21 protein-coding genes are annotated in these 22,217 nt (G+C 57.6%); 16 read left to right on the forward strand and 5 right to left on the reverse strand.

Going from position 1 to position 22,217, the window contains the following annotated elements; genetic code table 11:
- The first annotated feature begins 53 nt into the window (after positions 1–53).
- The 4 genes from proY (at position 54) to ACHH0Z_RS12480 (ending at position 7,497) form a co-directional block, all read left to right on the forward strand.
- Positions 54–1,427 carry a proline-specific permease ProY gene (gene proY / locus ACHH0Z_RS12465; protein WP_008503261.1) on the forward strand — a complete coding sequence of 458 codons (1,374 nt, stop codon included), beginning with the start codon at positions 54–56 and terminating at the stop codon, positions 1,425–1,427.
- A 163-nt stretch (positions 1,428–1,590) separates the two neighbouring features.
- Positions 1,591–3,408, forward strand: coding sequence for a maltodextrin glucosidase (gene malZ / locus ACHH0Z_RS12470; protein WP_045407995.1), 1,818 nt, complete (start codon positions 1,591–1,593; stop codon positions 3,406–3,408).
- Positions 3,409–3,493: 85 nt separating this feature from the next.
- Positions 3,494–6,115, forward strand: coding sequence for a DUF2339 domain-containing protein (locus ACHH0Z_RS12475; protein ID WP_045407993.1), 2,622 nt, complete (start codon positions 3,494–3,496; stop codon positions 6,113–6,115).
- Positions 6,112–7,497: a DUF3999 domain-containing protein gene (locus ACHH0Z_RS12480; RefSeq protein ID WP_045407991.1), complete on the forward strand. Its 1,386-nt coding sequence runs from the start codon at positions 6,112–6,114 to the stop codon at positions 7,495–7,497. The genes ACHH0Z_RS12475 and ACHH0Z_RS12480 overlap by 4 nt, the downstream gene beginning before the upstream one ends.
- A 43-nt stretch (positions 7,498–7,540) precedes the next feature.
- Here the strand turns inward: ACHH0Z_RS12480 and ACHH0Z_RS12485 are convergent, their stop codons facing one another.
- Together ACHH0Z_RS12485 and acpH are read right to left on the reverse strand one after the other, a co-directional pair.
- On the reverse strand, positions 7,541–8,143 hold the full coding sequence (locus tag ACHH0Z_RS12485) for a peroxiredoxin (RefSeq protein WP_008503347.1): 603 nt from the start codon (positions 8,141–8,143) through the stop codon (positions 7,541–7,543).
- Positions 8,144–8,270: 127 nt separating this feature from the next.
- Positions 8,271–8,852, reverse strand: a complete 582-nt coding sequence (acpH, locus tag ACHH0Z_RS12490) for an ACP phosphodiesterase (RefSeq protein ID WP_021241667.1) — start codon at positions 8,850–8,852, stop codon at positions 8,271–8,273.
- A 92-nt stretch (positions 8,853–8,944) separates the two neighbouring features.
- On the opposite strand from acpH, the gene queA reads away from it, so the two are divergent.
- The 7 genes from queA (at position 8,945) to ACHH0Z_RS12525 (ending at position 15,610) form a co-directional block, all read left to right on the forward strand.
- Positions 8,945–10,015 carry a tRNA preQ1(34) S-adenosylmethionine ribosyltransferase-isomerase QueA gene (gene queA / locus ACHH0Z_RS12495; protein ID WP_023326778.1) on the forward strand — a complete coding sequence of 357 codons (1,071 nt, stop codon included), beginning with the start codon at positions 8,945–8,947 and terminating at the stop codon, positions 10,013–10,015.
- A 53-nt stretch (positions 10,016–10,068) separates the two neighbouring features.
- Entirely contained in the window at positions 10,069–11,196 is a 1,128-nt protein-coding gene (gene tgt / locus ACHH0Z_RS12500) for a tRNA guanosine(34) transglycosylase Tgt (RefSeq protein ID WP_045407989.1), read from the forward strand.
- 22 nt (positions 11,197–11,218) lie between these two features.
- On the forward strand, positions 11,219–11,551 hold the full coding sequence (gene yajC / locus ACHH0Z_RS12505) for a preprotein translocase subunit YajC (RefSeq protein WP_000007630.1): 333 nt from the start codon (positions 11,219–11,221) through the stop codon (positions 11,549–11,551).
- Between the two features lie 27 nt (positions 11,552–11,578).
- On the forward strand, positions 11,579–13,426 hold the full coding sequence (gene secD / locus ACHH0Z_RS12510) for a protein translocase subunit SecD (RefSeq protein ID WP_021241665.1): 1,848 nt from the start codon (positions 11,579–11,581) through the stop codon (positions 13,424–13,426).
- Between the two features lie 10 nt (positions 13,427–13,436).
- Positions 13,437–14,408, forward strand: a complete 972-nt coding sequence (gene secF, locus ACHH0Z_RS12515) for a protein translocase subunit SecF (protein ID WP_008503342.1) — start codon at positions 13,437–13,439, stop codon at positions 14,406–14,408.
- Between the two features lie 141 nt (positions 14,409–14,549).
- Positions 14,550–14,915, forward strand: a complete 366-nt coding sequence (locus ACHH0Z_RS12520) for a VOC family protein (RefSeq protein WP_045407986.1) — start codon at positions 14,550–14,552, stop codon at positions 14,913–14,915.
- Between the two features lie 14 nt (positions 14,916–14,929).
- Complete coding sequence (locus ACHH0Z_RS12525; protein WP_008503340.1) at positions 14,930–15,610, forward strand: YafY family protein; 681 nt, start codon at positions 14,930–14,932, stop codon at positions 15,608–15,610.
- An 88-nt stretch (positions 15,611–15,698) separates the two neighbouring features.
- Here ACHH0Z_RS12525 and ACHH0Z_RS12530 read toward each other — a convergent pair whose 3' ends face one another.
- Positions 15,699–16,583 (reverse strand): nucleoside-specific channel-forming protein Tsx, encoded by an 885-nt coding sequence (locus ACHH0Z_RS12530; protein ID WP_031275068.1) that lies wholly within the window; start codon positions 16,581–16,583, stop codon positions 15,699–15,701.
- 270 nt (positions 16,584–16,853) lie between these two features.
- Complete coding sequence (locus ACHH0Z_RS12535) at positions 16,854–17,393, reverse strand: DUF3251 domain-containing protein (protein ID WP_008503338.1); 540 nt, start codon at positions 17,391–17,393, stop codon at positions 16,854–16,856.
- Between the two features lie 152 nt (positions 17,394–17,545).
- Here ACHH0Z_RS12535 and nrdR point away from each other — a divergent pair, with 152 nt between their 5' ends.
- The 5 genes from nrdR to thiL all read left to right on the forward strand — a co-directional run bounded on the left by nrdR (position 17,546) and on the right by thiL (position 21,151).
- On the forward strand, positions 17,546–17,995 hold the full coding sequence (nrdR, locus tag ACHH0Z_RS12540) for a transcriptional regulator NrdR (protein WP_008503337.1): 450 nt from the start codon (positions 17,546–17,548) through the stop codon (positions 17,993–17,995).
- Positions 17,996–17,999: 4 nt separating this feature from the next.
- A complete protein-coding gene (gene ribD / locus ACHH0Z_RS12545; RefSeq protein WP_008503336.1) occupies positions 18,000–19,103 on the forward strand; it encodes a bifunctional diaminohydroxyphosphoribosylaminopyrimidine deaminase/5-amino-6-(5-phosphoribosylamino)uracil reductase RibD in 1,104 nt (367 codons plus the stop codon).
- Positions 19,104–19,190: 87 nt separating this feature from the next.
- On the forward strand, positions 19,191–19,661 hold the full coding sequence (ribE, locus tag ACHH0Z_RS12550; RefSeq protein ID WP_003859098.1) for a 6,7-dimethyl-8-ribityllumazine synthase: 471 nt from the start codon (positions 19,191–19,193) through the stop codon (positions 19,659–19,661).
- A 21-nt stretch (positions 19,662–19,682) separates the two neighbouring features.
- Positions 19,683–20,102: a transcription antitermination factor NusB gene (gene nusB, locus ACHH0Z_RS12555; protein ID WP_006809908.1), complete on the forward strand. Its 420-nt coding sequence runs from the start codon at positions 19,683–19,685 to the stop codon at positions 20,100–20,102.
- A 77-nt stretch (positions 20,103–20,179) separates the two neighbouring features.
- Complete coding sequence (gene thiL, locus ACHH0Z_RS12560) at positions 20,180–21,151, forward strand: thiamine-phosphate kinase (protein WP_021241664.1); 972 nt, start codon at positions 20,180–20,182, stop codon at positions 21,149–21,151.
- A gap of 62 nt (positions 21,152–21,213) precedes the next feature.
- Here thiL and ACHH0Z_RS12565 read toward each other — a convergent pair whose 3' ends face one another.
- Positions 21,214–22,188, reverse strand: a complete 975-nt coding sequence (locus tag ACHH0Z_RS12565) for an aldo/keto reductase (protein WP_045407984.1) — start codon at positions 22,186–22,188, stop codon at positions 21,214–21,216.
- Positions 22,189–22,217 lie beyond the last annotated feature (29 nt).

The raw sequence follows: 22,217 nt of genomic DNA on the forward strand, positions 1-22,217 counted from the left end.
GGCTTAAGGCCCCGTGGTTTTTTGTTTTTTTCGTGTTGAATGGCAAGATTTAAATGGAAAGCACTAACAAACTTAAACGTGGATTGAGCACGCGCCACATCCGCTTTATGGCGCTGGGCTCTGCTATTGGCACCGGTCTTTTTTATGGCTCGGCAGATGCCATCAAAATGGCCGGTCCAAGCGTGCTGCTGGCGTACATCATCGGCGGCGTGGCGGCGTATATCATCATGCGCGCCCTCGGCGAAATGTCGGTTCATAACCCCTCCGCCAGCTCCTTCTCGCGCTACGCGCAGGAAAACCTCGGCCCGCTGGCCGGGTTTATCACCGGCTGGACCTACTGCTTCGAAATCCTGATCGTGGCAATAGCCGACGTGACGGCGTTTGGCATCTATATGGGCGTCTGGTTCCCGGCGGTGCCGCACTGGATTTGGGTGCTGAGCGTGGTGCTGATCATTTGCGCCGTCAACCTGATGAGCGTGAAGGTGTTCGGCGAGCTGGAGTTCTGGTTCTCCTTCTTCAAGGTCGCCACCATTATCATCATGATTGTGGCCGGTTTCGGGATCATCATCTGGGGGATTGGCAACGGCGGGCAGCCGACCGGGATCCATAACCTCTGGAGCAACGGTGGCTTCTTCAGCAACGGCTGGCTCGGCATGGTGATGTCCCTGCAGATGGTGATGTTCGCCTACGGCGGTATCGAGATTATCGGTATTACCGCTGGTGAAGCGAAAGACCCGGAGAAATCCATTCCGCGCGCCATCAACTCGGTGCCGATGCGTATTCTGGTGTTCTACGTGGGTACGCTGTTCGTGATCATGTCCATCTACCCGTGGAACCAGGTGGGCACTAACGGTAGCCCGTTTGTCCTGACCTTCCAGCATATGGGCATTGCCTTTGCTGCCAGCATTCTGAACTTTGTGGTGCTGACCGCGTCGCTTTCGGCCATCAACAGTGACGTCTTTGGCGTGGGGCGTATGCTGCACGGCATGGCAGAGCAGGGCAGCGCGCCGAAGGTGTTCGCCAAAACCTCGCGCCGCGGCACGCCGTGGGTGACCGTTGTGGTGATGACCGTGGCGCTGCTGTTCTCGGTTTATCTGAACTACATCATGCCGGAGAACGTCTTCCTGGTGATTGCGTCCCTGGCGACCTTCGCGACGGTGTGGGTGTGGATCATGATCCTGCTGTCGCAGATTGCCTTCCGCCGTCGCCTGTCGCCGGATGAGGCGAAAGCGCTGAAGTTCAAAGTACCTGGCGGGGTGGCGACGACCGTCGTCGGGCTGATCTTCCTGGTGTTTATCATTGGCCTGATTGGCTACCATCCGGACACCCGCATTTCGCTCTACGTGGGCTGCGCGTGGATCGTGCTGCTGCTGGTGGGCTGGGTGTTCAAATGCCGCCGCGACCGTCAGCTGGCGGAAGCGCAGTAAGGTAAAAATGCCGGGTGGCGCTGCGCTTACCCGGCCTACACTCCCTTTTGCCCCCGAAAAAAACTCCTCCCCCGTCCTCCTCCCCCAATAAATCCCATCATGGTGAGCTATCCTTAACCACCCTGTGGCAAGGTGACGTCAATTTCATCAGAGGGGATTCGTGATGTTAAACGCCTGGCACCTTCCGGTTGCCCCATTTGTTAAGCAAAACAAAGACAACCTTGTGATTACGCTCTGGCTGGCGGGGGAAAACCAGCCCGATCGCGTGACGCTCCGCGCCGAAATCGATAACGAAGAGACCGGGTTGAAAATGCACAAGCTGCGCAGCCAGCCGCAGCCGGGTATTACCGCCTGGCGGGCGAATATCGATCTGAACAGCGGACAGCCGCGCCGCCGCTACAGCTTTAAGCTTTTGTGGAACAACCGCCAGCTGTGGTTTACCCCGCAGGGGTTTAGCCGTTTCCCGCCTGCACGGCTGGAGCAGTTTGCGGTCGATTATCCGGATAACGGCCCGCAGTGGGTTAACGATCAGGTCTTTTACCAGATTTTCCCGGACCGTTTTGCGCGCAGCGAAAAGCGCACTGCCGACCAGGATAAGATCTATTACCACCATGCAGCGGGCCACGACATTATCCTGAAAGCGTGGGATGAGCCGTTAACCGCGCAGGCGGGCGGCTCGACGTTCTACGGCGGCGATCTCGACGGTATCAGCGAAAAGCTGCCGTACCTGAAAAAACTGGGCGTGACGGCGCTATACCTCAACCCGGTGTTTAAAGCCCCGAGCGTACACAAATACGATACCGAAGATTATCGCCACGTTGACGCGCAGTTTGGCGGCGATGAGGCGCTGCTGCGCTTGCGTAAGAATACGCAAAAAGAGGGGATGCGCCTGATCCTGGACGGCGTGTTCAACCACAGCGGCGATTCGCATGCGTGGTTTGATCGGCATAACCAGTCGATGGGCGGGGCATGTCATAACCCGGATTCGCCGCAGCGCGACTGGTACAGCTTTAACGAGGAGGGCCGCGCGCTGGACTGGCTGGGCTACCCGAGCCTGCCGAAGCTGGATTTCCAGTCGCCAACGCTCGTTAATGAAATCTACGGCGGCGAAGACAGCATCGTCCGACACTGGCTGAAGGCGCCGTGGAATATGGACGGCTGGCGTCTGGACGTGGTGCATATGCTCGGCGAAGCGGGCGGGGCGCGGAATAACCTTCAGCACGCCGCCGGCATAACGCGCTCGGCAAAAGCCGCACAGCCGGAAGCGTTCGTTTTTGGCGAGCACTTTGGTGACGCGCGCCAGTGGCTGCAGAATGATGCGGAAGATGCGGCGATGAACTATCGCGGCTTTACCTTCCCGCTGTGGGGATTCCTCGCCAACACCGATATCTCCTACGATCCAAATCATATCGACGCGGAAACCTGCATGGCGTGGATGGAGAACTATCGCGCCGGGCTGTCGCATCAGCAGCAGCTGCGGATGTTTAACCAGCTCGATAGCCACGATACCGCGCGTTTTAAATCCCTGCTGGGCAAGGATGTCGCGCGTCTGCCGCTGGCGGTGACCTGGCTCTTCACCTGGCCGGGCGTGCCGTGCATCTACTACGGAGACGAGGTGGGGCTGGACGGCAACAACGATCCGTTCTGCCGCAAAACCTTTCCGTGGGCACCAGAGAAACAGGACAAAGTGCTGTTCAGCCTGTATCAGCGGCTGGCGAAGCTGCGTAAGCAGAGTCTTGCCCTGCGCTACGGCGGCTGCCAGGTGGTATACGCTCATGATAACGTCGTGGTCTTTGCCCGCGTTTATAACCAGCAGCGCGTGCTGGTGGCGATCAACCGGGGCGAGGCCTGCGAAGTGGTGCTGGATGATTCACCGCTGCTGAATGTCGCTGCGTGGAAGAGCAAAGAGGGCAAGGCGACAATACAGGACGGCGTGCTGGCGCTGCCTGCAATATCCGCGACGATCTGGTTCGGCAGCTAATACGCGATTGTTTCCACCTTTAAGATGGCGCAAATGCAACGATTTGTGTCAATCTTAACAGATCGTTTACGGTGAAGGTGGAAACATGGACGAGCTTTACATCCTTGGCTGTTTATTCCTGGTTTTTGCGCTGCTGGTTGCGCCCGTGCTTGCGGTTATCGGGTTTAATCGCAGTACGGCGGCGCAGCAGGAGATCGCCCGGCTACGCCAGCGCATAGAGGCGCTTGAGCAGCGCGGCGTGCCTGAGAACGCGTCGGAACCGGTGCAGACCGCCGCGCCGGAGGCAATTACCGCACCAGTGGTGGAGGACGCTCCCGCGCCTGTCGACCCCTGGCGACCCGATACTCCCGCAGCGGTGGCAGAACCCGCTTCTTCCCAGGCCCCGACCCCTGCGGCAAAACAGCCTTCAGCCTTTGGCGGCATCCTGACGTCGCTGGCGCGCTGGTTCATGCAGGGCAATCCGCTGGCGAAGCTGGGCATTCTGCTGCTCTTCCTCGGCCTCTCTTTCCTGCTGCGCTATACCGTCGAACATTCCCTGTTCCCGCTTGAGCTGCGCCTCGTGGCAGCGGCGCTGTTTGCCGTTGTTCTGCTGGCGATTGGGTGGCGGCTGCGGCACAGGCAGCGGGTCTATGCGCTGATCCTCCAGGGCGGGGCGACCGGGGTGCTTTACCTGACGGTATTTGGCGCCTTCCGGCTCTGGCAAATGCTGCCGATGACGCTGGCTTTTGCGCTGCTGGTGGTGATCTGCGCGGCGAGCGTCGGGCTGGCGGTGCTGCAGAAGGCCCTGAGCCTTGCCATGCTGGCGAGCCTCGGCGGCTACCTTGCGCCGCTGCTGTTGTCTACCGGGGGCGGCAGCTTTGTCGCGCTGTTCTCTTTCTATCTCCTGCTGTCCATCGGCATTCTTGCTATCAGCATCTGGCAGCACTGGCGCGAGCTGAACCTGCTCGGGCTGCTGTTCACGTTCGGCGTGGGCGGCCTGTGGGGGCTGAATGACTACCAGCCTGAAGACTATTGGATCTGCCAGCTGTTCCTGATTGCCAATACGCTGATTTTCGGCGTGCTGAGCGTGGCGCTGTCGCTGCGGGCGCAGGAGAAAGGGAAGCAGATCGTTGACGGCGTGCTGCTGTTTGCCCCGCCGCTGATCGGCTTCGGGATGCAGTATGGTATGACGCAGCACTGGGACTATGGTCCGGCGCTGAGCGCGCTGGGATACGGCGCATTTTATCTCACCCTCGCATACCTCGCGCTGCGGCGCTATCCCTCCCTCGGACGGCCGCTGGTCATGGCTGCACTGGCGATCGGCGGCGGGTTCGCCACGCTCGCCATTCCGCTGGCGCTGTCGGCGCGCTGGACGGCAATGGCCTGGGCGCTGGAGGGGCTGGGTATTCTCTGGCTGGGCGTGCAGCAGCACCAGCGGCGCATGAGCTATAGCGGGACGGCGCTGCTGGTGCTGGCCCTCGGCAGCGCGCTGTGGGCGCAAACGGACGGCGTTACGTCGCTGAGCCTGCTCCTTATCTTCGCCATCCTCAGCCTTTGCTGGCTGGCAGCGGCCTGGCTGTGGCGGACTCTTTTTCTGCCGGTCAGCTGGGCGCTGCTGGCAGGCGGGCTGCTGTTCTGGCTGGTAGCGCAGCTGGGTGCGTCGCAGCTTGTACTCACGAAAGAATTACCGGTTCTGGCGGGCGTGCTGGCGCTGACGGCGGCGTCGGCCTGGGGCTGGCGGCAGGTGGCCGCTCAACTGGCGTGGCGAGAGCTGGACGCCAGCAAATGGCTGCTGTGGCCGGTTATGCTGCTGATGGTGGGGTATCAGATCTGGCATCAGCAGATCGTTGCCGCCGGCTGGTCAAACCTGGCCTGGTGCGTTGCGCTTCCTGCCGCGCTGATGCTGTTGCGGCGCGATGGTGAAAGGGTTCTGCCACGTATCGCGACGGGGCTGCATCTGTCTCTGTGCTGGATGATTTTACTGGCGCTGGCCGCCGAGCTTTACTGGTTTGCCCGGTCTCTGCCGTGGGGCATGGCGGCCTGGGGCAGCGGATTAGCGATGGCCGCAGGCGGCGGGGTGATTATGGCGCTCTCTGCTGCGGTACGGCGTCGCGCGTGGCCGTTCCGGGAATGGCCTGCGCTCTATGCGTGTCTGGCTCCGATCCCTGCCGTCGTGGCGCTGCTGGTATTGCTGGTGGTGACCAATTTCCAGGACGGCGTGGTCTATCGCCAGACCTGGCTCCCGCTGGTAAACCCGCTTGAGGAAGGCGCAGCGTTCGCGTTGCTGGGGCTGGTGGTCTTTTATCGGGCGGTGGACCGCTACTACCCGGCATTGCTTGCGCAAGCGCGTCCGTGGCCTGGCGTCGCGCTCATGGCGTTTGGCTTCTGGTGGCTGAACGGTGCGCTGATGCGCGCCCTGGCCTGGTACGGCGACGTGGCCTGGAATATGGCATCGCTGTGGGATTCGCGGCTTATCCAGACCAGTTTTGCCCTGTTCTGGATGCTGAGTGCGCTGGTGGTCATGATCCATGCCACCCGTCGGGCTTCCCGGCAGGAGTGGCTCTGCGGGGCCGCGCTGCTGGGTGTGGTGATGGTTAAACTGATGCTGGTGGACAGCGCGGGCGGAGGCGGTCTGTCGCGCGCGGTGGCGTTTATCGGCGTGGCGATACTGGTACTGATAGTGGGCTATTTCTCGCCGCTACCGCCAAAAACAGGAGATGAAAAATGAAATGGATGAAAGCGGTAGCGTGTACCGCGCTGCTGGCGCTTTCCGGCCCGGCGTTCTGCGACGAAGTACCAACGGAATCGCCACGGGACTACGCCTTTGGTCGTTCACTCGACACGTCCGTTCCTTCCCGGTGGTATCGAGTGATGCTGCCGCTTGCCGTCTATGAGCAGAGCACATCCGCGGATCTGCATGATGTTCGCGTCTTTAACCAGTCGGGTGAGCCGGTTCCCTTTAGCCTGATCGCCGCGACGCGCCCGCAGGCCACAGCGCAATCCACGGCGCTGCGCCTCTTTCCGCTGGATGCCTCGCCGCTCGCGGCTGCCTCAGACGCCGGTGACAGCGATAAGATCCGGCTCCGTTCCCGAAACGGCGTTGAGATTGTGCTGGAGGGGCAAAAAGCCGCCGCAGCCGGGCAACATTACCTGCTGAGCTTGCCGGAGCAGACGTCGGGTGAGCTGGCCATATCCCAGCTGCAGCTGCTCTGGAATACCCCGCAGACGCCGTGGCAGGGAACGGCGTCGGTCTATTACAGCGAGGATCTTAAGCGCTGGTATACCCTTCGCGAAGATATGCCGCTGCTGGACGTCGCCAGCGGCCAGGATCGCCTTAAGCTCGATCGGATCGATACCGATACGGTTTTATCTCCCGAGGCGAATCGCTATCTCATGGTGGTGCTGAATACGCAGAGCCAGGGGGTAACGTTGACCGGCGTAAACGCAATCAGCGTACCTGCGCAGGCGGCCCCGGAAGAGATCAATCTTGAGGGGAAAGGGGAGCTGTTATCGACAACCGAAGCGCAGTGGCGCTGGACGCGTCCGCAGCCGCTGAGCGCTGTTAGCATCTCGCTGAACGGCGATGGCGTCCTTCCCGTGGAGATCGCGTGGCGGCGTACGGAAAAAGACACATGGCATCCCCTGAAAAAAGAGGTGATTTACCGCCTGGAGGGGAAAACATCCGGACCGGTTTCGCTTAACGGGGACCTGGTGCAGGCCGTGAAAATCACGACGCTGAATGCGCGTCTGCCAGAATACCTGCCGAGCGTCACGGGGCATCGCGACCGCTATGACCTGGTGTTCAACGCGCAGGGTAAAGCGCCGTACGTGCTCGCCTGGGGCAACGGCGCCGCAAAGCCTGCACAGGTGGAACCTGACATGCTGATCCCAGCCGATCTGCGCAAGACCTATGATATGCCGAACCTGCCGCAGGCCGATATTCTGGATGATGTCGCGTTGGGCGGTGAGGGGCGGCTAAACGCCACCTCTGCAGGCGAGCGGGCGAGCTGGATGAACGCCCTGCTGGTGTGGGGCGTGCTGATCGCGGGCGTGCTCCTGCTGGCGGGCATGGCCTGGCGCATCTGGCGGGAAACGCAGCGCAAGGCATAAAAAAAGGCCCGCATAAGCGGGCCTTTCTCGTAAACCGTGCCGATTACAGGCTGGATACGTTCTCAGACAGGTATTTAGCTACGCCGTCTGGGGAAGCAGCCATACCTTCTTTACCTTTTTCCCACTGAGCCGGGCACACTTCGCCGTGCTCTTCGTGGAACTGCAGCGCGTCAACCATGCGCAGCATTTCGTCGATATTACGACCCAGCGGCAGATCGTTCACCACCTGGTGACGAACGATGCCGTTCGCGTCGATCAGGAAGGAACCGCGCAGTGCAACGCCAGCGTCCGGATGTTCGATACCGTAAGCCTGCTGGATTTCGCGTTTGATGTCCGCAACCATTGCGTATTTCACCGCACCGATGCCGCCTTTGTCGACAGGGGTGTTACGCCATGCGTTGTGTACAAACTCAGAGTCGAAGGAGACGCCAACCACTTCCACGCCACGCTTCTGGAATTCTTCATAACGTTTGTCGAACGCGATCAGCTCAGACGGGCAAACGAAAGTGAAGTCCATTGGCCAGAAGAACAGAACGGTCGCTTTACCGTTGGTGTGCTGTTTGAAGTTGAAGTTTTCAACGATTTCACCGTTGCCCAGAACTGCTGCAGCTGTAAAATCCGGAGCCGGACGAGTTACCAGAACCATATGATTCTCCTGTAGATACTAAGGTTATTTGGAACGCAACGCGAGCCAGTATAGAGAGTGTTCATGGATAAGACAAAGAGGTGGTGACAATCGTTCCGCCAGCTTTTACCTATCAATACGAATTCTGTCAGAGCTGTTTGTTTTTCGCCTGCGCCATCATGCGCGGGTAAAACTGCCAGAAGCGGGTCTCCAGCGCATCGTAATGTTCATCCAGGTCATACCAGGAATCCCGCAGCGCATCCAGGCGCGGGCGACGGCTCGCCATCCCATTCAACACGTTCTGAATGAAATCCATCTCGCGATAGCGCTCCAGCCAGCGCTCTGACCACAGGTAGTTATTCAGATTCACAAAGCGCGGCGGCGAGTCGGGCAGAATGATCGACACCTGCTGATGGGCATAACGCACAAATTCCGGCAGGGGAAGCTCCGGCGAGAGCTGTGCCCAGTGGCGCGACAGGAAATGGTCCCACATCACATCAAGCGTGATCGGTGCGACGCGTCGCGTTTCCGGCCGAAACCACGCTTTGGCTTCCGTCACTTCCGGCAGCTTATCCGTCAGCACGTCGATGCGGCGGTGCATAAAAATCCCGTCGACAACCTCAGGGGCGTACGCTTCCGCGGGGTTGCCGCGTACGAAATCGGCCAGCAAATTGCCGGACAGGGAGCTGTCAGCGAGGTGAGCGAGATGCAGGTGAGCGAGAAAATTCATGCGTTTTATTTGTCCGGGGGCGGCTAGTTGTTGCAGCAAAAGGGTGTGAGCACTAGACTATGCCGCCTGTTTTTAAGTCACGAGTATACGTCATGCGCGTCGCCGATTTCTCCTTTGAACTACCTGAATCCCTGATTGCTCACTATCCCATGCCTGAGCGCAGCAGCTGTCGTTTACTGTCACTGGATGGGCCAACGGGCGAGCTGACGCACGGTACTTTCACCGATTTGCTCGACAAGCTCAACCCTGGCGATCTGCTGGTCTTTAACAATACCCGCGTGATCCCGGCGCGCCTGTTCGGCCGTAAGGCCAGCGGCGGCAAGATTGAAGTGCTGGTCGAACGTATGCTCGATGATAAACGTATTCTGGCACATATTCGCGCATCCAAAGCGCCAAAGCCGGGCGCGGAGCTGCTGCTGGGCGATGACGAGAGCATCAAGGCGACCATGACCGCGCGCCACGACGCGCTGTTCGAGGTGGAGTTCAACGACGAGCGCACGGTGCTTGATATCCTGAACGCCATCGGCCACATGCCGCTGCCGCCGTACATTGAGCGTCCGGACGAAGAGGCTGACCGCGAGCTGTACCAGACCGTCTACAGCCAGAAGCCTGGCGCGGTCGCGGCCCCGACGGCAGGCCTGCACTTTGATGAACCGCTGCTGGAAAAACTGCGCGCGAAAGGCGTTGAGATGGCGTTTGTTACGCTGCACGTCGGGGCGGGAACCTTCCAGCCGGTGCGCGTGGACAGCATTGAAGACCACATCATGCACTCTGAGTATGCTGAAGTGCCGCAGGATGTCGTGGACGCGGTGCTGGCGGCGAAAGCGCGCGGTAGCCGCGTCGTGGCGGTCGGTACGACGTCGGTGCGCTCGCTGGAGAGCGCCGCGCAGGCCGCGAAAAGCGAGTTGATTGAGCCGTTCTTTGGCGATACGCAGATCTTTATCTACCCGGGTTACCAGTACAAAGTGATTGACGCGCTGGTGACCAACTTCCATCTGCCTGAATCGACGCTGATTATGCTGGTCTCTGCGTTCGCGGGGTATCAGCATACGATGAATGCCTACAAGTCTGCGGTAGAACAAAAATATCGCTTTTTTAGCTACGGGGACGCGATGTTTATCACGTACAATCCGCAGGCTTTGAATGAGCGTGTCGGGGAATAAGTCCGCGGCACCGTTTTACAACGTTGGACTGTTTTTCTGACGTCGGAGAAAAAATGAAATTTGAACTCGATACCACCGACGGTCGCGCGCGCCGCGGTCGCCTGGTGTTTGATCGCGGCGTGGTGGAAACCCCCGCGTTTATGCCTGTGGGCACGTACGGCACCGTAAAAGGGATGACGCCGGAAGAAGTTGAAGCCACTGGCGCGCAGATTATCCTCGGCAATACCTTCCACCTGTGGCTGCGTCCGGGTCAGGAGATCATGAAGCTCCACGGCGACCTGCACGACTTCATGCAGTGGAAAGGCCCTATCCTGACCGACTCCGGCGGTTTCCAGGTCTTCAGCCTGGGCGATATCCGCAAGATCACCGAGCAGGGCGTTCACTTCCGTAACCCGATCAACGGCGATCCGATTTTCCTCGATCCCGAAAAATCAATGGAGATTCAGTACGATCTCGGCTCTGACATCGTGATGATCTTCGACGAATGTACGCCGTATCCGGCCGACTGGGACTACGCCAAGCGTTCCATGGAGATGTCTCTGCGCTGGGCGAAGCGTAGCCGTGACCGTTTTGACTCCCTGCAGAACAAAAATGCGCTGTTCGGCATTATCCAGGGCAGCGTTTACGAAGATTTACGCAATATCTCTGTTAAAGGTCTGGTAGAGATAGGTTTTGATGGCTACGCTGTCGGCGGTTTGGCTGTGGGTGAGCCGAAGGAAGACATGCACCGCATTCTGGAGCACGTCTGCCCGCAAATCCCGGCGGATAAACCACGATACCTGATGGGCGTGGGCAAACCGGAAGATCTGGTTGAAGGCGTACGCCGCGGCATTGATATGTTCGACTGCGTCATGCCAACCCGCAACGCGCGTAACGGCCATCTGTTCGTTACCGATGGCGTGGTGAAAATCCGTAACGCGAAGCATAAGAGTGACACCAGCCCGCTCGATTCCGAGTGCGATTGCTATACCTGTCGCAATTATTCTCGCGCGTACCTGCATCATCTCGATCGTTGCAACGAGATTTTGGGCGCGCGTCTCAATACCATTCATAATCTTCGTTATTATCAGCGCTTAATGGCTGGTTTACGTAAGGCTATCGAAGAGGGTAAATTAGAGAGCTTCGTGACCGATTTCTACCAACGTCAGGGGCGGGATGTTCCACCGTTGAACGTTGATTAATTTTAATAATGAGGGAATTTGAATGAGCTTTTTTATTTCTGATGCGGTAGCAGCAACAGGCGCTCCAGCGCAGGGCAGCCCAATGTCTCTGATTCTGATGCTGGTTGTGTTCGGTCTGATCTTCTATTTCATGATCCTGCGCCCACAGCAGAAGCGCACCAAAGAGCACAAAAAGCTGATGGACTCCATCGCGAAAGGCGATGAAGTGCTGACCAACGGTGGTCTGGTCGGTCGCGTAACCAAAGTGGCTGAAAGTGGCTACATTGCAATCGCCCTGAACGACACCACTGAAGTGGTCATCAAACGTGACTTCGTAGCTGCCGTTCTGCCGAAAGGCACCATGAAGGCGCTGTAATCCCAACTTTTCCCAAAGGGAACTGCCGTGTTAAACCGTTATCCTTTGTGGAAGTACATCATGCTGGTCGTCGTGATTCTCGTCGGCCTGCTGTACGCGCTTCCCAACCTGTATGGTGAGGATCCGGCTGTTCAAATCACTGGCGCGCGCGGTGTCGCCGCCAGTGAGCAAACGCTGATCCAGGTCCAGAAAACGTTACAAGAAGAAAAAATTACCGCTAAGTCTGTGGCACTGGAAGAGGGCGCAATTCTTGCTCGCTTCGACACCACCGACACGCAGCTCCGCGCACGTGAAGCGCTGATGGGCGTGCTGGGTGATAAATACGTCGTGGCGCTTAACCTTGCCCCTGCAACCCCGCGTTGGCTGGCTGCGATGAATGCAGAGCCAATGAAACTCGGTCTTGACCTGCGTGGTGGCGTTCACTTCCTGATGGAAGTGGATATGGATACCGCGCTCGGCAAGCTGCAGGAACAGAATATCGACAGCCTGCGCAGCGATCTGCGTGATAAAGGCATCGCTTACACCACCGTGCGTAAAGAAGATAACTACGGCATGAGCATCACGTTCCGCGACAGCGCGGCGCGCGATCAGGCTGTAGATTACCTGACCCAACGTCACCGTGACCTGGTGATCTCCTCGCAGGGCAGCAACCAGCTGCGCGCGGTGATGACCGATGCGCGCCTGAAAGAAGCGCGTGAATATGCCGTTCAGCAGAACATCAACATTCTGCGTAACCGTGTAAACCAACTGGGCGTGGCCGAGCCGCTGGTACAGCGTCAGGGTGCTGACCGTATCGTGGTTGAACTGCCGGGTATCCAGGACACCGCGCGTGCGAAAGAGATTCTCGGTGCGACCGCAACGCTGGAATTCCGCCTGGTGAATACCAACGTTGACCAGTCTGCTGCCGCTTCTGGCCGTATTCCGGGTGACTCCGAAGTGAAACAGACCCGCGAAGGTCAGCCAGTTGTGCTGTACAAACGCGTGATTCTGACCGGTGACCACATCACCGACTCCACGTCGAGCCAGGATGAATACAACCAGCCGCAGGTTAACATCTCGCTGGATAGCGCGGGTGGTAACATCATGTCTAACTTCACCAAGGACAACATCGGTAAACCGATGGCGACCCTGTTCGTGGAGTACAAAGACAGCGGTAAGAAAGATGCAAACGGCCGTGCTGTGCTGGTGAAAGAGGAAGAGGTGATTAACATCGCCAATATCCAGTCTCGTCTGGGTAACAGCTTCCGTATTACCGGTATTAACAACCCGAACGAAGCGCGTCAGCTCTCCCTGCTGCTGCGTGCCGGTGCGCTGATAGCGCCAATTCAGATTGTTGAAGAACGTACCATTGGTCCAACTCTGGGTATGCAAAACATCCAGCAGGGCCTGGAAGCGTGTCTGGCCGGTCTGGTGGTCTCTATCCTGTTCATGATCTTCTTCTATAAGAAGTTTGGTCTGATTGCGACCTCCGCGCTGATCGCGAACCTGGTGCTGATTATCGGCATCATGTCCCTGCTGCCGGGAGCGACGCTGACCATGCCGGGGATTGCGGGTATCGTTCTGACCCTTGCGGTGGCGGTCGACGCCAACGTACTGATTAACGAACGTATCAAAGAAGAGTTGAGCAACGGTCGCTCTGTTCAGCAGGCGATTGATGAAGGTTATAAAGGCGCGTTCAGCTCTATCTTCGATGCGAACGTAACAACACTGATTAAGGTTCTTATCCTGTATGCAGTGGGTACTGGCGCGATCAAAGGCTTTGCGATTACAACCGGTATCGGTGTCGCAACGTCAATGTTTACCGCTATTGTCGGCACCCGTGCCATCGTGAACCTGCTGTACGGCGGCAAGCGCGTCAAAAAGCTGTCTATCTGAGGAGTGCGTTGTGGCACAGGAATATACTGTTGAACAATTGAACCACGGCCGTAAAGTCTGGGACTTTATGCGCTGGGACTACTGGGCCTTCGGCATTTCAGGTTTCCTGCTGATTCTGTCCATCGTCATTATGGGCGTGAAAGGCTTTAACTGGGGTCTCGATTTTACCGGTGGTACGGTAATTGAAATCTCCCTGGAAAAACCGGTCGATATGGACCAGATGCGCGAATCGCTGCAGAAAGCGGGCTTTGAAGAGCCGCTGCTGCAGAACTTCGGCAGCAGCCGCGACATCATGGTGCGTATGCCGCCGGTGCACGATGCCAACGGCAGCCAGGAGCTGGGCAGTAAGGTTGTTAGCGTGATTAACGAAACAACCAGCCAGAACGCGGCGGTTAAGCGTATTGAGTTCGTCGGCCCAAGCGTGGGTGCTGACCTGGCGCAGACCGGTGCGATGGCGCTGCTGGTGGCGTTGATCTCCATCCTGGTGTACGTCGGTTTCCGCTTTGAGTGGCGACTGGCGGCCGGTGTGGTTATCGCTCTGGCGCACGACGTGGTGATCACCATGGGCATACTGTCGCTGTTCCACATTGAGATTGACCTGACGATTGTGGCATCCCTGATGTCCGTCATCGGTTACTCACTGAACGACAGTATCGTGGTATCTGACCGTATCCGTGAAAACTTCCGTAAGATCCGTCGCGGTACGCCGTACGAAATCTTTAACGTGTCGTTGACCCAGACGCTACACCGTACCTTGATCACCTCCGGTACCACCCTGATGGTGATCCTGATGCTGTTCCTGTTCGGTGGTCCGGTTCTGGAAGGCTTCTCGCTGACCATGTTGATTGGTGTCACCATCGGTACGGCGTCGTCTATCTACGTTGCGTCCGCCCTGGCACTGAAACTCGGCATGAAGCGCGAGCACCTGCTCCAGCAGAAAGTCGAAAAAGAAGGGGCGGATCAGCCGTCCATTCTGCCGTAAGGCGACGTTTACTGCGTATCAAAATCCCGGTCTGTTGACCGGGATTTTTTTTATCTGCTCCTGACAACCACTCCTGACAGTATGCTGTCAGGAGCCCTGTCGTAGACTCCTTCTGAACCCAAACAACAGGCAGGAGGATGTATGAAAAGCGTCATTAACTGGTTTGAAATTCCGGTCTCGGATATGGATCGCGCGATTAAATTTTATGAGCCGGTGATGCAGCTTGCGCTGCGTCGCGAAAAAATGGACTGTGCGGAGCTGGCCGTTTTCCCGCATGAGGATCCCGCCATCGGAGGTGCCCTGGCAAAATTTGACGGCGTTACACCGTCTTTGCAGGGCGCTATTATTTACCTGCATACTGACAATCTGGCGGCAACGCTCGATCGCATCGCCTCTGCGGGCGGCGAGTGCGTGTTTGGCCCGCTGGAACTGCCGCATGGCATTGGCACTATCGCCTTGTTTACCGACAGCGAGGGTAACCGCGTCGGCCTCCATCAACCTGCCTGAGAGCGAACTAAGAAATGACCCGACGCGCTGACCGTTTGTTTCAGATTGTGCAGATCCTGCGGGGCAGGCGTCTGACAACGGCAGCGCATCTGGCGGACCGGCTTGGCGTGTCCGAGCGTACGGTCTACCGCGATATCCGCGACCTGTCGCTTTCCGGCGTGCCGGTGGAAGGCGAGGCGGGGAGCGGATATCGGCTGATGTCGGGCTTTGACCTGCCGCCGCTGATGCTGACAAATAAGGAGTCCGAGGCGCTGATCGTCGCGATTCGCCTGCTCAAAACCTGGGGCGGGGAATCGCTGTCGCGCGAGCTGGAGTCGGCTCAGGAAAAGGTGCTGGCGATTCTGCCCGAGGAGAGTCGTCGAAAGGCGGAGCAGACGCGGATCTACGCCCCGGATTTTTGCATGCAAAGCCACTCCCGCAGCGATTTTGACAGGATCCATCAGGCAATTTCCGCCCAGCAGGTGCTGGCGCTGCATTACCGTGATGAAGCAGGACAGTTGTCTAAACGTGAGGTTCAGCCGCTGGGGCTGTTCTTCTGGGGAGAGCGCTGGCTGCTGGCGGCGTGGTGTGAACGGCGCGATGACTATCGCTGTTTCCGGCTCGACAGATGCCTCAATATTGTGGCTACGGAAAGGCGGTTTAGCGAAAGTGCGGACAGGTCTTTGGCGGATTTTTTGCGCAAGGTGAGGCAGTAAAAAGCCGGGTGGCGGCTACGCCTTACCCGGCCTACATTTGGGTCGTAGGCCCGGTAAGCGTAGCGCCACCGGGCGAAACCCGCACTGATTAGAAGTTGTAACCTACAACCAGGTAACCACCCCAACCGGTAGAACGGACGCTGAAGTCGCCGTTGCCGAAGTTCAGGCTGGCGTCGTCGTTCCACTGACCACCGTTGTGCCAGTAACGTGCCACAACAGAGTAGTGCCAGTGATCGTAGTTCAGCGCCAGAATGTGGCTGGAGGCGATGGAGTTATTGGTACGCGCTTTCTTACCGTTCAGGTCACGGAAATCGTTGTCACCCAGGTCTGAGCCCCAGTCAAAGTTGGTGAAGCCGATATAGCTCAGGTTACCGCCCCACAGTTGGGTAATTGGCACAAAGTATTTCACTTTGAAACGGTAGCCATCCCACTCGTTTTCGTTCGCGGCACCGTAGTTCTGCCACTGATACTTAGCGTACACGTTCAGAGACAGGCTCATTGGCAGACCGGTGTCGATGTCCGTACCCAGACCCATGTACCAGGTGCTTTGTTCCTGAGAATCGTTGCGGCCCATGTCGTAAATGTAGTTATTCGCGAAGTACCACTCTTTGAACGGCCCGAAGCTTAGGTCGGTGCCGGTCAGCTTATCGATAGAGAAGCGTGGTTCGATTTCCATAAACAGCGGAGAGCCGTTGTTCCAGATACCTTTCGCATCGGTGTTACCACCAAAGAATACTGGCAGATCGACGTAGCCGTAGAAATCAAACCAGTCTTTCTTGGCGAACGCTTCATATTCCAGGTAGGTATCGTTACGAATCTGAGGTCCGAAACGCGTGTGGTAGCTGCCGACCACGTTAACGCTCTGGTGCCACCAGTCGGAGAGGTATTGTGGTTTGTCGTTTTCCGCTGCGTTAACAGTGAAAGAAGAGGACAGTGCCAGCACGGCGCCAGCTGCGAGTAATGTTTTTTTCATAATCATGCCACTGATTGAAATTCCCTTCCGGGAGTGAAAAATGCGCGAATTGCGTTTCTAAATATTTCGTGTTTCTGCGGTGCCTATTATAGGAATCCCTGCTCACAAAAATATGTGTTGTTTCACATATCTCTCATACGCGTAATCGATTGCGTTCACGTTTGCGTACTTTAAACGGCCGGGATTGTAGCGGCAATCATTTATGTTGCCAATCCATACGAAATGTAAATGTTAGCGGAGTGACATTTCACTCCGCTAAAAAAGAGAGGATTACTGCGCGGCGGGTTGAATGTCGTGAATGCGGATAAAGCCTAACTGTTCCGGCGTAAGGCCGCTTAACTGAAGCGGAATATCCACATCACTGGGTGCTAAAACACTGGCCGGGGCGGTGAAGAGCTGATTCTTCACGTTCACCTCCTGGTAGTTCTCCGTGGTGCCCTGGATCTGGCCCCACTCGACGGTGCCGCTGAAGGCCGGAAGCGGATCGTTGGACTCTCCCTTGATGCGTAATGTTGCGCGAGTACCATCGGCATTCGCCGCCACATTCACCAGAGACATTTTTAGCGTGCCAATCTGGCTGTTCAGCAGGGCAGGCGTATTCGCCCCCGGCAGCAGGTACACCCCGCTGGTAGATTTCGCGTTCAGCGCGTTTTGCTGGGTGATCTTCACCGTTTCTTTGTTTAGCTTGTCCATCGCCGTATTGAGCGTATTGACGCTCTGTTTCATCTGACGGACTTCGGTTTGCTGTGCACAGGCGCTAAGGGTGAAGAGGCTCCCCACCAGCAATATTTTCAGGTAACGTCTTGTCATTGCGTTTATTTCCTTGAAATAACGGATCGTCCTAATGGTAGCCAGCATCATTGTGTCGGACATAGATCCTTTTTCTCAAAAAGCTCTTCCTTTGTTGTCAGGCCAGTTCAGGGTAAAATGAAAATCAGTTAACCAGATAACAGGGATACCGTATGCATTGCCCATTCTGCTCCGCTGTGGATACCAAAGTCATCGACTCTCGCCTTGTGGGCGAAGGGTCTTCAGTGCGCCGTCGTCGGCAGTGTCTGGTGTGTAACGAGCGTTTCACGACCTTTGAGGTGGCAGAGCTGGTCATGCCGCGCGTGGTTAAAAGTAACGACGTGCGTGAGCCGTTTAACGAAGAGAAACTGCGCAGCGGAATGCTGAAGGCCCTTGAAAAACGTCCCGTCAGCGCGGACGACGTGGAGATGGCGCTAAACCACATAAAATCTTACCTTCGTGGTTTGGGTGAGCGTGAAGTGCCCAGCAAGATGATCGGCAACCTGGTAATGGAGCAGCTGAAAAAGCTCGATAAGGTCGCCTATATCCGCTTTGCCTCGGTCTACCGCAGTTTCGAAGACATCAAAGAGTTTGGCGAAGAGATCGCCCGCTTACAGGATTAAGCTCATGCACGATGAGATGTACATGGCGCGCGCCATGAAGCTGGCGCAGCGCGGTCGTTTTACCACCCATCCCAACCCGAACGTCGGGTGCGTTATCGTGAAAGATGGCGAGATCGTGGGGGAAGGTTTTCACTACCGCGCGGGTGAGCCTCATGCTGAGGTTCATGCCCTGCGCATGGCCGGCGAGAAGGCGCGCGGTGCGACGGCCTACGTTACGCTGGAGCCCTGCAGCCATCACGGGCGTACGCCACCGTGCTGCGACGCGCTGATTGCCGCGGGGGTGTCGCGCGTGGTTGCATCGATGCAGGACCCGAATCCGCAGGTGGCGGGACGAGGTCTGTATCGTCTGCAGCAGGAAGGCATTGACGTCAGCCATGGCCTGATGATGCAGGACGCGGAAGCGCTCAACAAAGGTTTCCTGAAGCGCATGCGTACCGGGTTCCCGTATATCCAGCTTAAGCTGGGTGCCTCGCTGGACGGTCGTACGGCGATGGCAAACGGCGAGAGCCAGTGGATAACATCTCCGCAGGCAAGGCGCGATGTGCAACGTCTGCGTGCGCAAAGCCATGCTATCCTCACCAGCAGTGAAACCGTTCTGGCTGACGATCCGGCCATGACCGTGCGCTGGGACGAGCTGAATGCCGATACCCAGGCTCTGTATCCGCAGGAGAACCTGCGTCAGCCGCTGCGTATTGTCATTGATAGCCAGAACCGCGTGACGCCGGAGCACCGCATCGTCCAGCAGCCAGGGGAAACCTGGATTGCGCGCACCAAAGAAGATACGCGCGCATGGCCGGAAGGCGTACGCAGCATTACGGTGCCGGAACATAACGGGCATCTGGATCTGGTGGTGCTGATGATGCTGCTCGGCAAGCAGCAGGTGAACAGCATCTGGGTCGAAGCGGGCCCGACGCTTGCCGGCGCGCTGCTTCAGGCGGGGCTGGTGGATGAGCTTCTCGTCTACGTTGCGCCTAAACTGTTGGGCAGTGACGCGCGCGGCCTGTTTGTGCTGCCCGGCCTTGAAAAACTGGCCGATGCACCACAACTCAAATTTAGCGAGATTCGTCCGGTAGGTCCGGATGTCTGCCTCCACTTAACGACAGCGTAATTGCTCCCGAAATAGGGAAGCAGTGCGCAAAGTATTATGATAAAATCCGCCCCCCTGCGGGGCCAAATGAACCCGTAAAGGAAGAGTATGAACATTATTGAAGCTGCTGTAGCTACCCCGGACGCTCGCGTCGCCATCACCATTGCGCGTTTCAACAACTTCATCAACGACAGCCTGCTGGAAGGTGCGGTTGACGCCCTGAAACGTATCGGCCAGGTTAAAGATGACAACATTACCGTTGTTTGGGTTCCAGGCGCTTACGAACTGCCACTGGCGGCGGGCGCGCTGGCGAAAACCGGTAAATATGACGCGGTGATTGCGCTGGGTACCGTTATTCGTGGCGGCACTGCGCACTTCGAATACGTTGCGGGCGGTGCAAGCAACGGTCTGGCACACGTTGCGCAGGATGCTGAAATTCCTGTCGCGTTCGGCGTGCTGACCACCGAAAGTATTGAACAAGCCATCGAACGTGCTGGCACCAAAGCCGGTAACAAAGGTGCAGAAGCTGCACTGACCGCGCTTGAAATGATCAATGTATTGAAAGCCATCAAGGCCTGATTTTTTTGTAAGGGGAATTCCGTGAAACCTGCTGCTCGTCGCCGCGCCCGTGAATGTGCCGTCCAGGCACTTTACTCCTGGCAGTTGTCCCAGAACGACATCGCTGATGTTGAATACCAGTTCCTGTCAGAACAGGACGTGAAAGACGTTGACGTTCTGTACTTCCGTGAACTGCTGTCGGGAGTGGCGACTAATAGCGCGTATCTCGATGGTCTGATGAAACCTTACCTGTCCCGTCTGCTCGAAGAGCTGGGTCAGGTAGAAAAAGCAGTGTTGCGCATTGCGCTGTTTGAGCTGTCTAAACGTGATGATGTGCCGTACAAAGTGGCCATCAACGAAGCGATCGAACTGGCGAAAACCTTCGGCGCTGAAGACAGCCACAAGTTTGTAAACGGCGTACTTGATAAAGCAGCACCTGCGATCCGTCCCCACAAAAAGTGATCCGCAAACCGGAGTTTTGCATTGCCTGACGGGCAGTGCGGCTCCGGTTTTTTCTTTTATTTGCTGAGGCATAACGTATGGCATGCGGCGAATTTTCCCTGATTGCCCGTTATTTCGACCGTGTCAGAACCTCTCGTCTTGATGTTGAAACCGGCATCGGCGATGACTGTGCACTTCTCAATATTCCCGAAAAACAGACGCTGGCAATCAGCACCGACACCTTAGTGTGCGGACGTCATTTTTTACCGGATATCGATCCTGCCGATCTGGCGTATAAGGCGCTGGCGGTTAACGTCAGCGATCTGGCGGCGATGGGGGCCGATCCCGCGTGGTTAACCCTGGCGCTGACGCTGCCTGAGGTAGACGAAGCCTGGCTTGAAGCATTCAGCGATGCGCTGTTTGAGCAGCTTAACTACTACGATATGCAGCTGATTGGCGGTGATACCACTGCCGGGCCGCTGTCGATGACGCTGGCGATCCACGGCTATGTACCGCTTGGTCGCGCGCTGAAGCGTTCGGGTGCAAAACCCGGCGACTGGATCTACGTGACCGGTACACCGGGCGACAGCGCCGCGGGCCTGGCGATTCTTCAGGATCGCTTAACCGTGAAGAACGCTGACGATGCGGCGTATCTGGTGAAACGCCATCTGCGCCCGACGCCGCGTATTCTGCACGGTCAGGCGCTGCGCGAGCGGGCAAGCTCGGCTATCGATCTCTCTGACGGGCTGATCTCAGATCTTGGCCATATCCTGAAGGCGAGCGGTGTCGGCGCGCGCGTTGACCTGGATCTGTTCCCGCTGTCAGAGGAACTGCTTCGTCATGTTGAACCTGAACAGGCACTGCGCTGGGCGCTGTCCGGTGGTGAAGATTATGAACTGTGCTTTACCGTTCCGGAGCTGAACCGTGGAACGCTCGACGTGGCGTTAGCGCATCTTGGCGCGAAATTCACCTGTATCGGGCAGATCATGCCGGAGAGTGAAGGGCTGAAGTTTGTGAAAGACGGTGCGCCGGTTACGCTGGACTGGAAAGGGTACGATCACTTCGCGTGATGTTGTACGCTCTGTATTGCCGGGTGGCGGCTCCGCCTTACCCGGCCTACAAAAGATGGGGCTTATTTAAACCCCACCACCGGATGCTGCTGATACGGCGTCTCCAGCTCGGCAACCTGTTCCGGCGTCAGCGTGATATCCACCGCGTTTAACAGTTCGTCCAACTGCTCTTCCCGGGACGTGCCGATAATGGGAGCCGCGACGCCGCGTTTACCCAGCAGCCATGCCAGCGCTACCTGGGCGCGGGTTGCGCCGGTATCGTCGGCAATCCCGGCCAGGCGTTCGGCAATCAGCGCATCGCTGGCTTCTGTTCCGCCGTACAGATTTTTCCCCACCTCATCGGATACCAGCCGGGCCGTGGTTTCCCCCCACGGACGGGTCAGACGTCCGCGCGCCAGCGGGCTCCAGGGGATGACCGCCACGCCCTCCTGATGGCACAGCGGCAACATCTCACGCTCTTCTTCACGATAGATCAGATTGTAGTGATCCTGCATGCTGACAAAGCGCGCCCAGCCGTGCTGCGCCTGCAGATCCAGCGCCTGAGCGAACTGCGACGCGTGCATCGACGATGCGCCGATGTAGCGTGCTTTACCGGCTTTGACGACGTCGTTGAGCGCCTCAAGCGTCTCCTCGATCGGCGTGTTGTAATCCCAGCGGTGAATTTGCAGCAGGTCGACGTAATCCATGTTCAGGCGCCTGAGGCTGTCGTCAATGGAGCGCAGGATCTGCGCGCGAGAAAGGCCCTGCGGCAGGTCTCCCACCGGGTAGTAGACCTTGGTGGCAACGACGATGTCATCCCGACGGGCAAAATCGCGCAGGGCGCGGCCGACAATCTCCTCGCTGCTGCCGTCGGAGTAGCTGTTGGCGGTGTCAAAGAAGTTAATGCCGCCCTCGATGGCGCGTTTGATGATCGGACGGCTGCTCTCTTCCGGCAGCGTCCAGGCGTGGTTCCCCCGATCGGGCTCGCCAAAGGTCATGCATCCCAGACAAAGTCGGGAAACCTTAAGGTCCGTTTTTCCTAATGTTGTGTATTGCACGGTTCCGCTCCTGCTGTTTAAACAATACG

It is taken from the genome of Enterobacter cloacae complex sp. 2024EL-00227 (genome assembly GCF_043945315.1).
In the GTDB taxonomy this organism is placed as follows: domain Bacteria; phylum Pseudomonadota; class Gammaproteobacteria; order Enterobacterales; family Enterobacteriaceae; genus Enterobacter; species Enterobacter roggenkampii.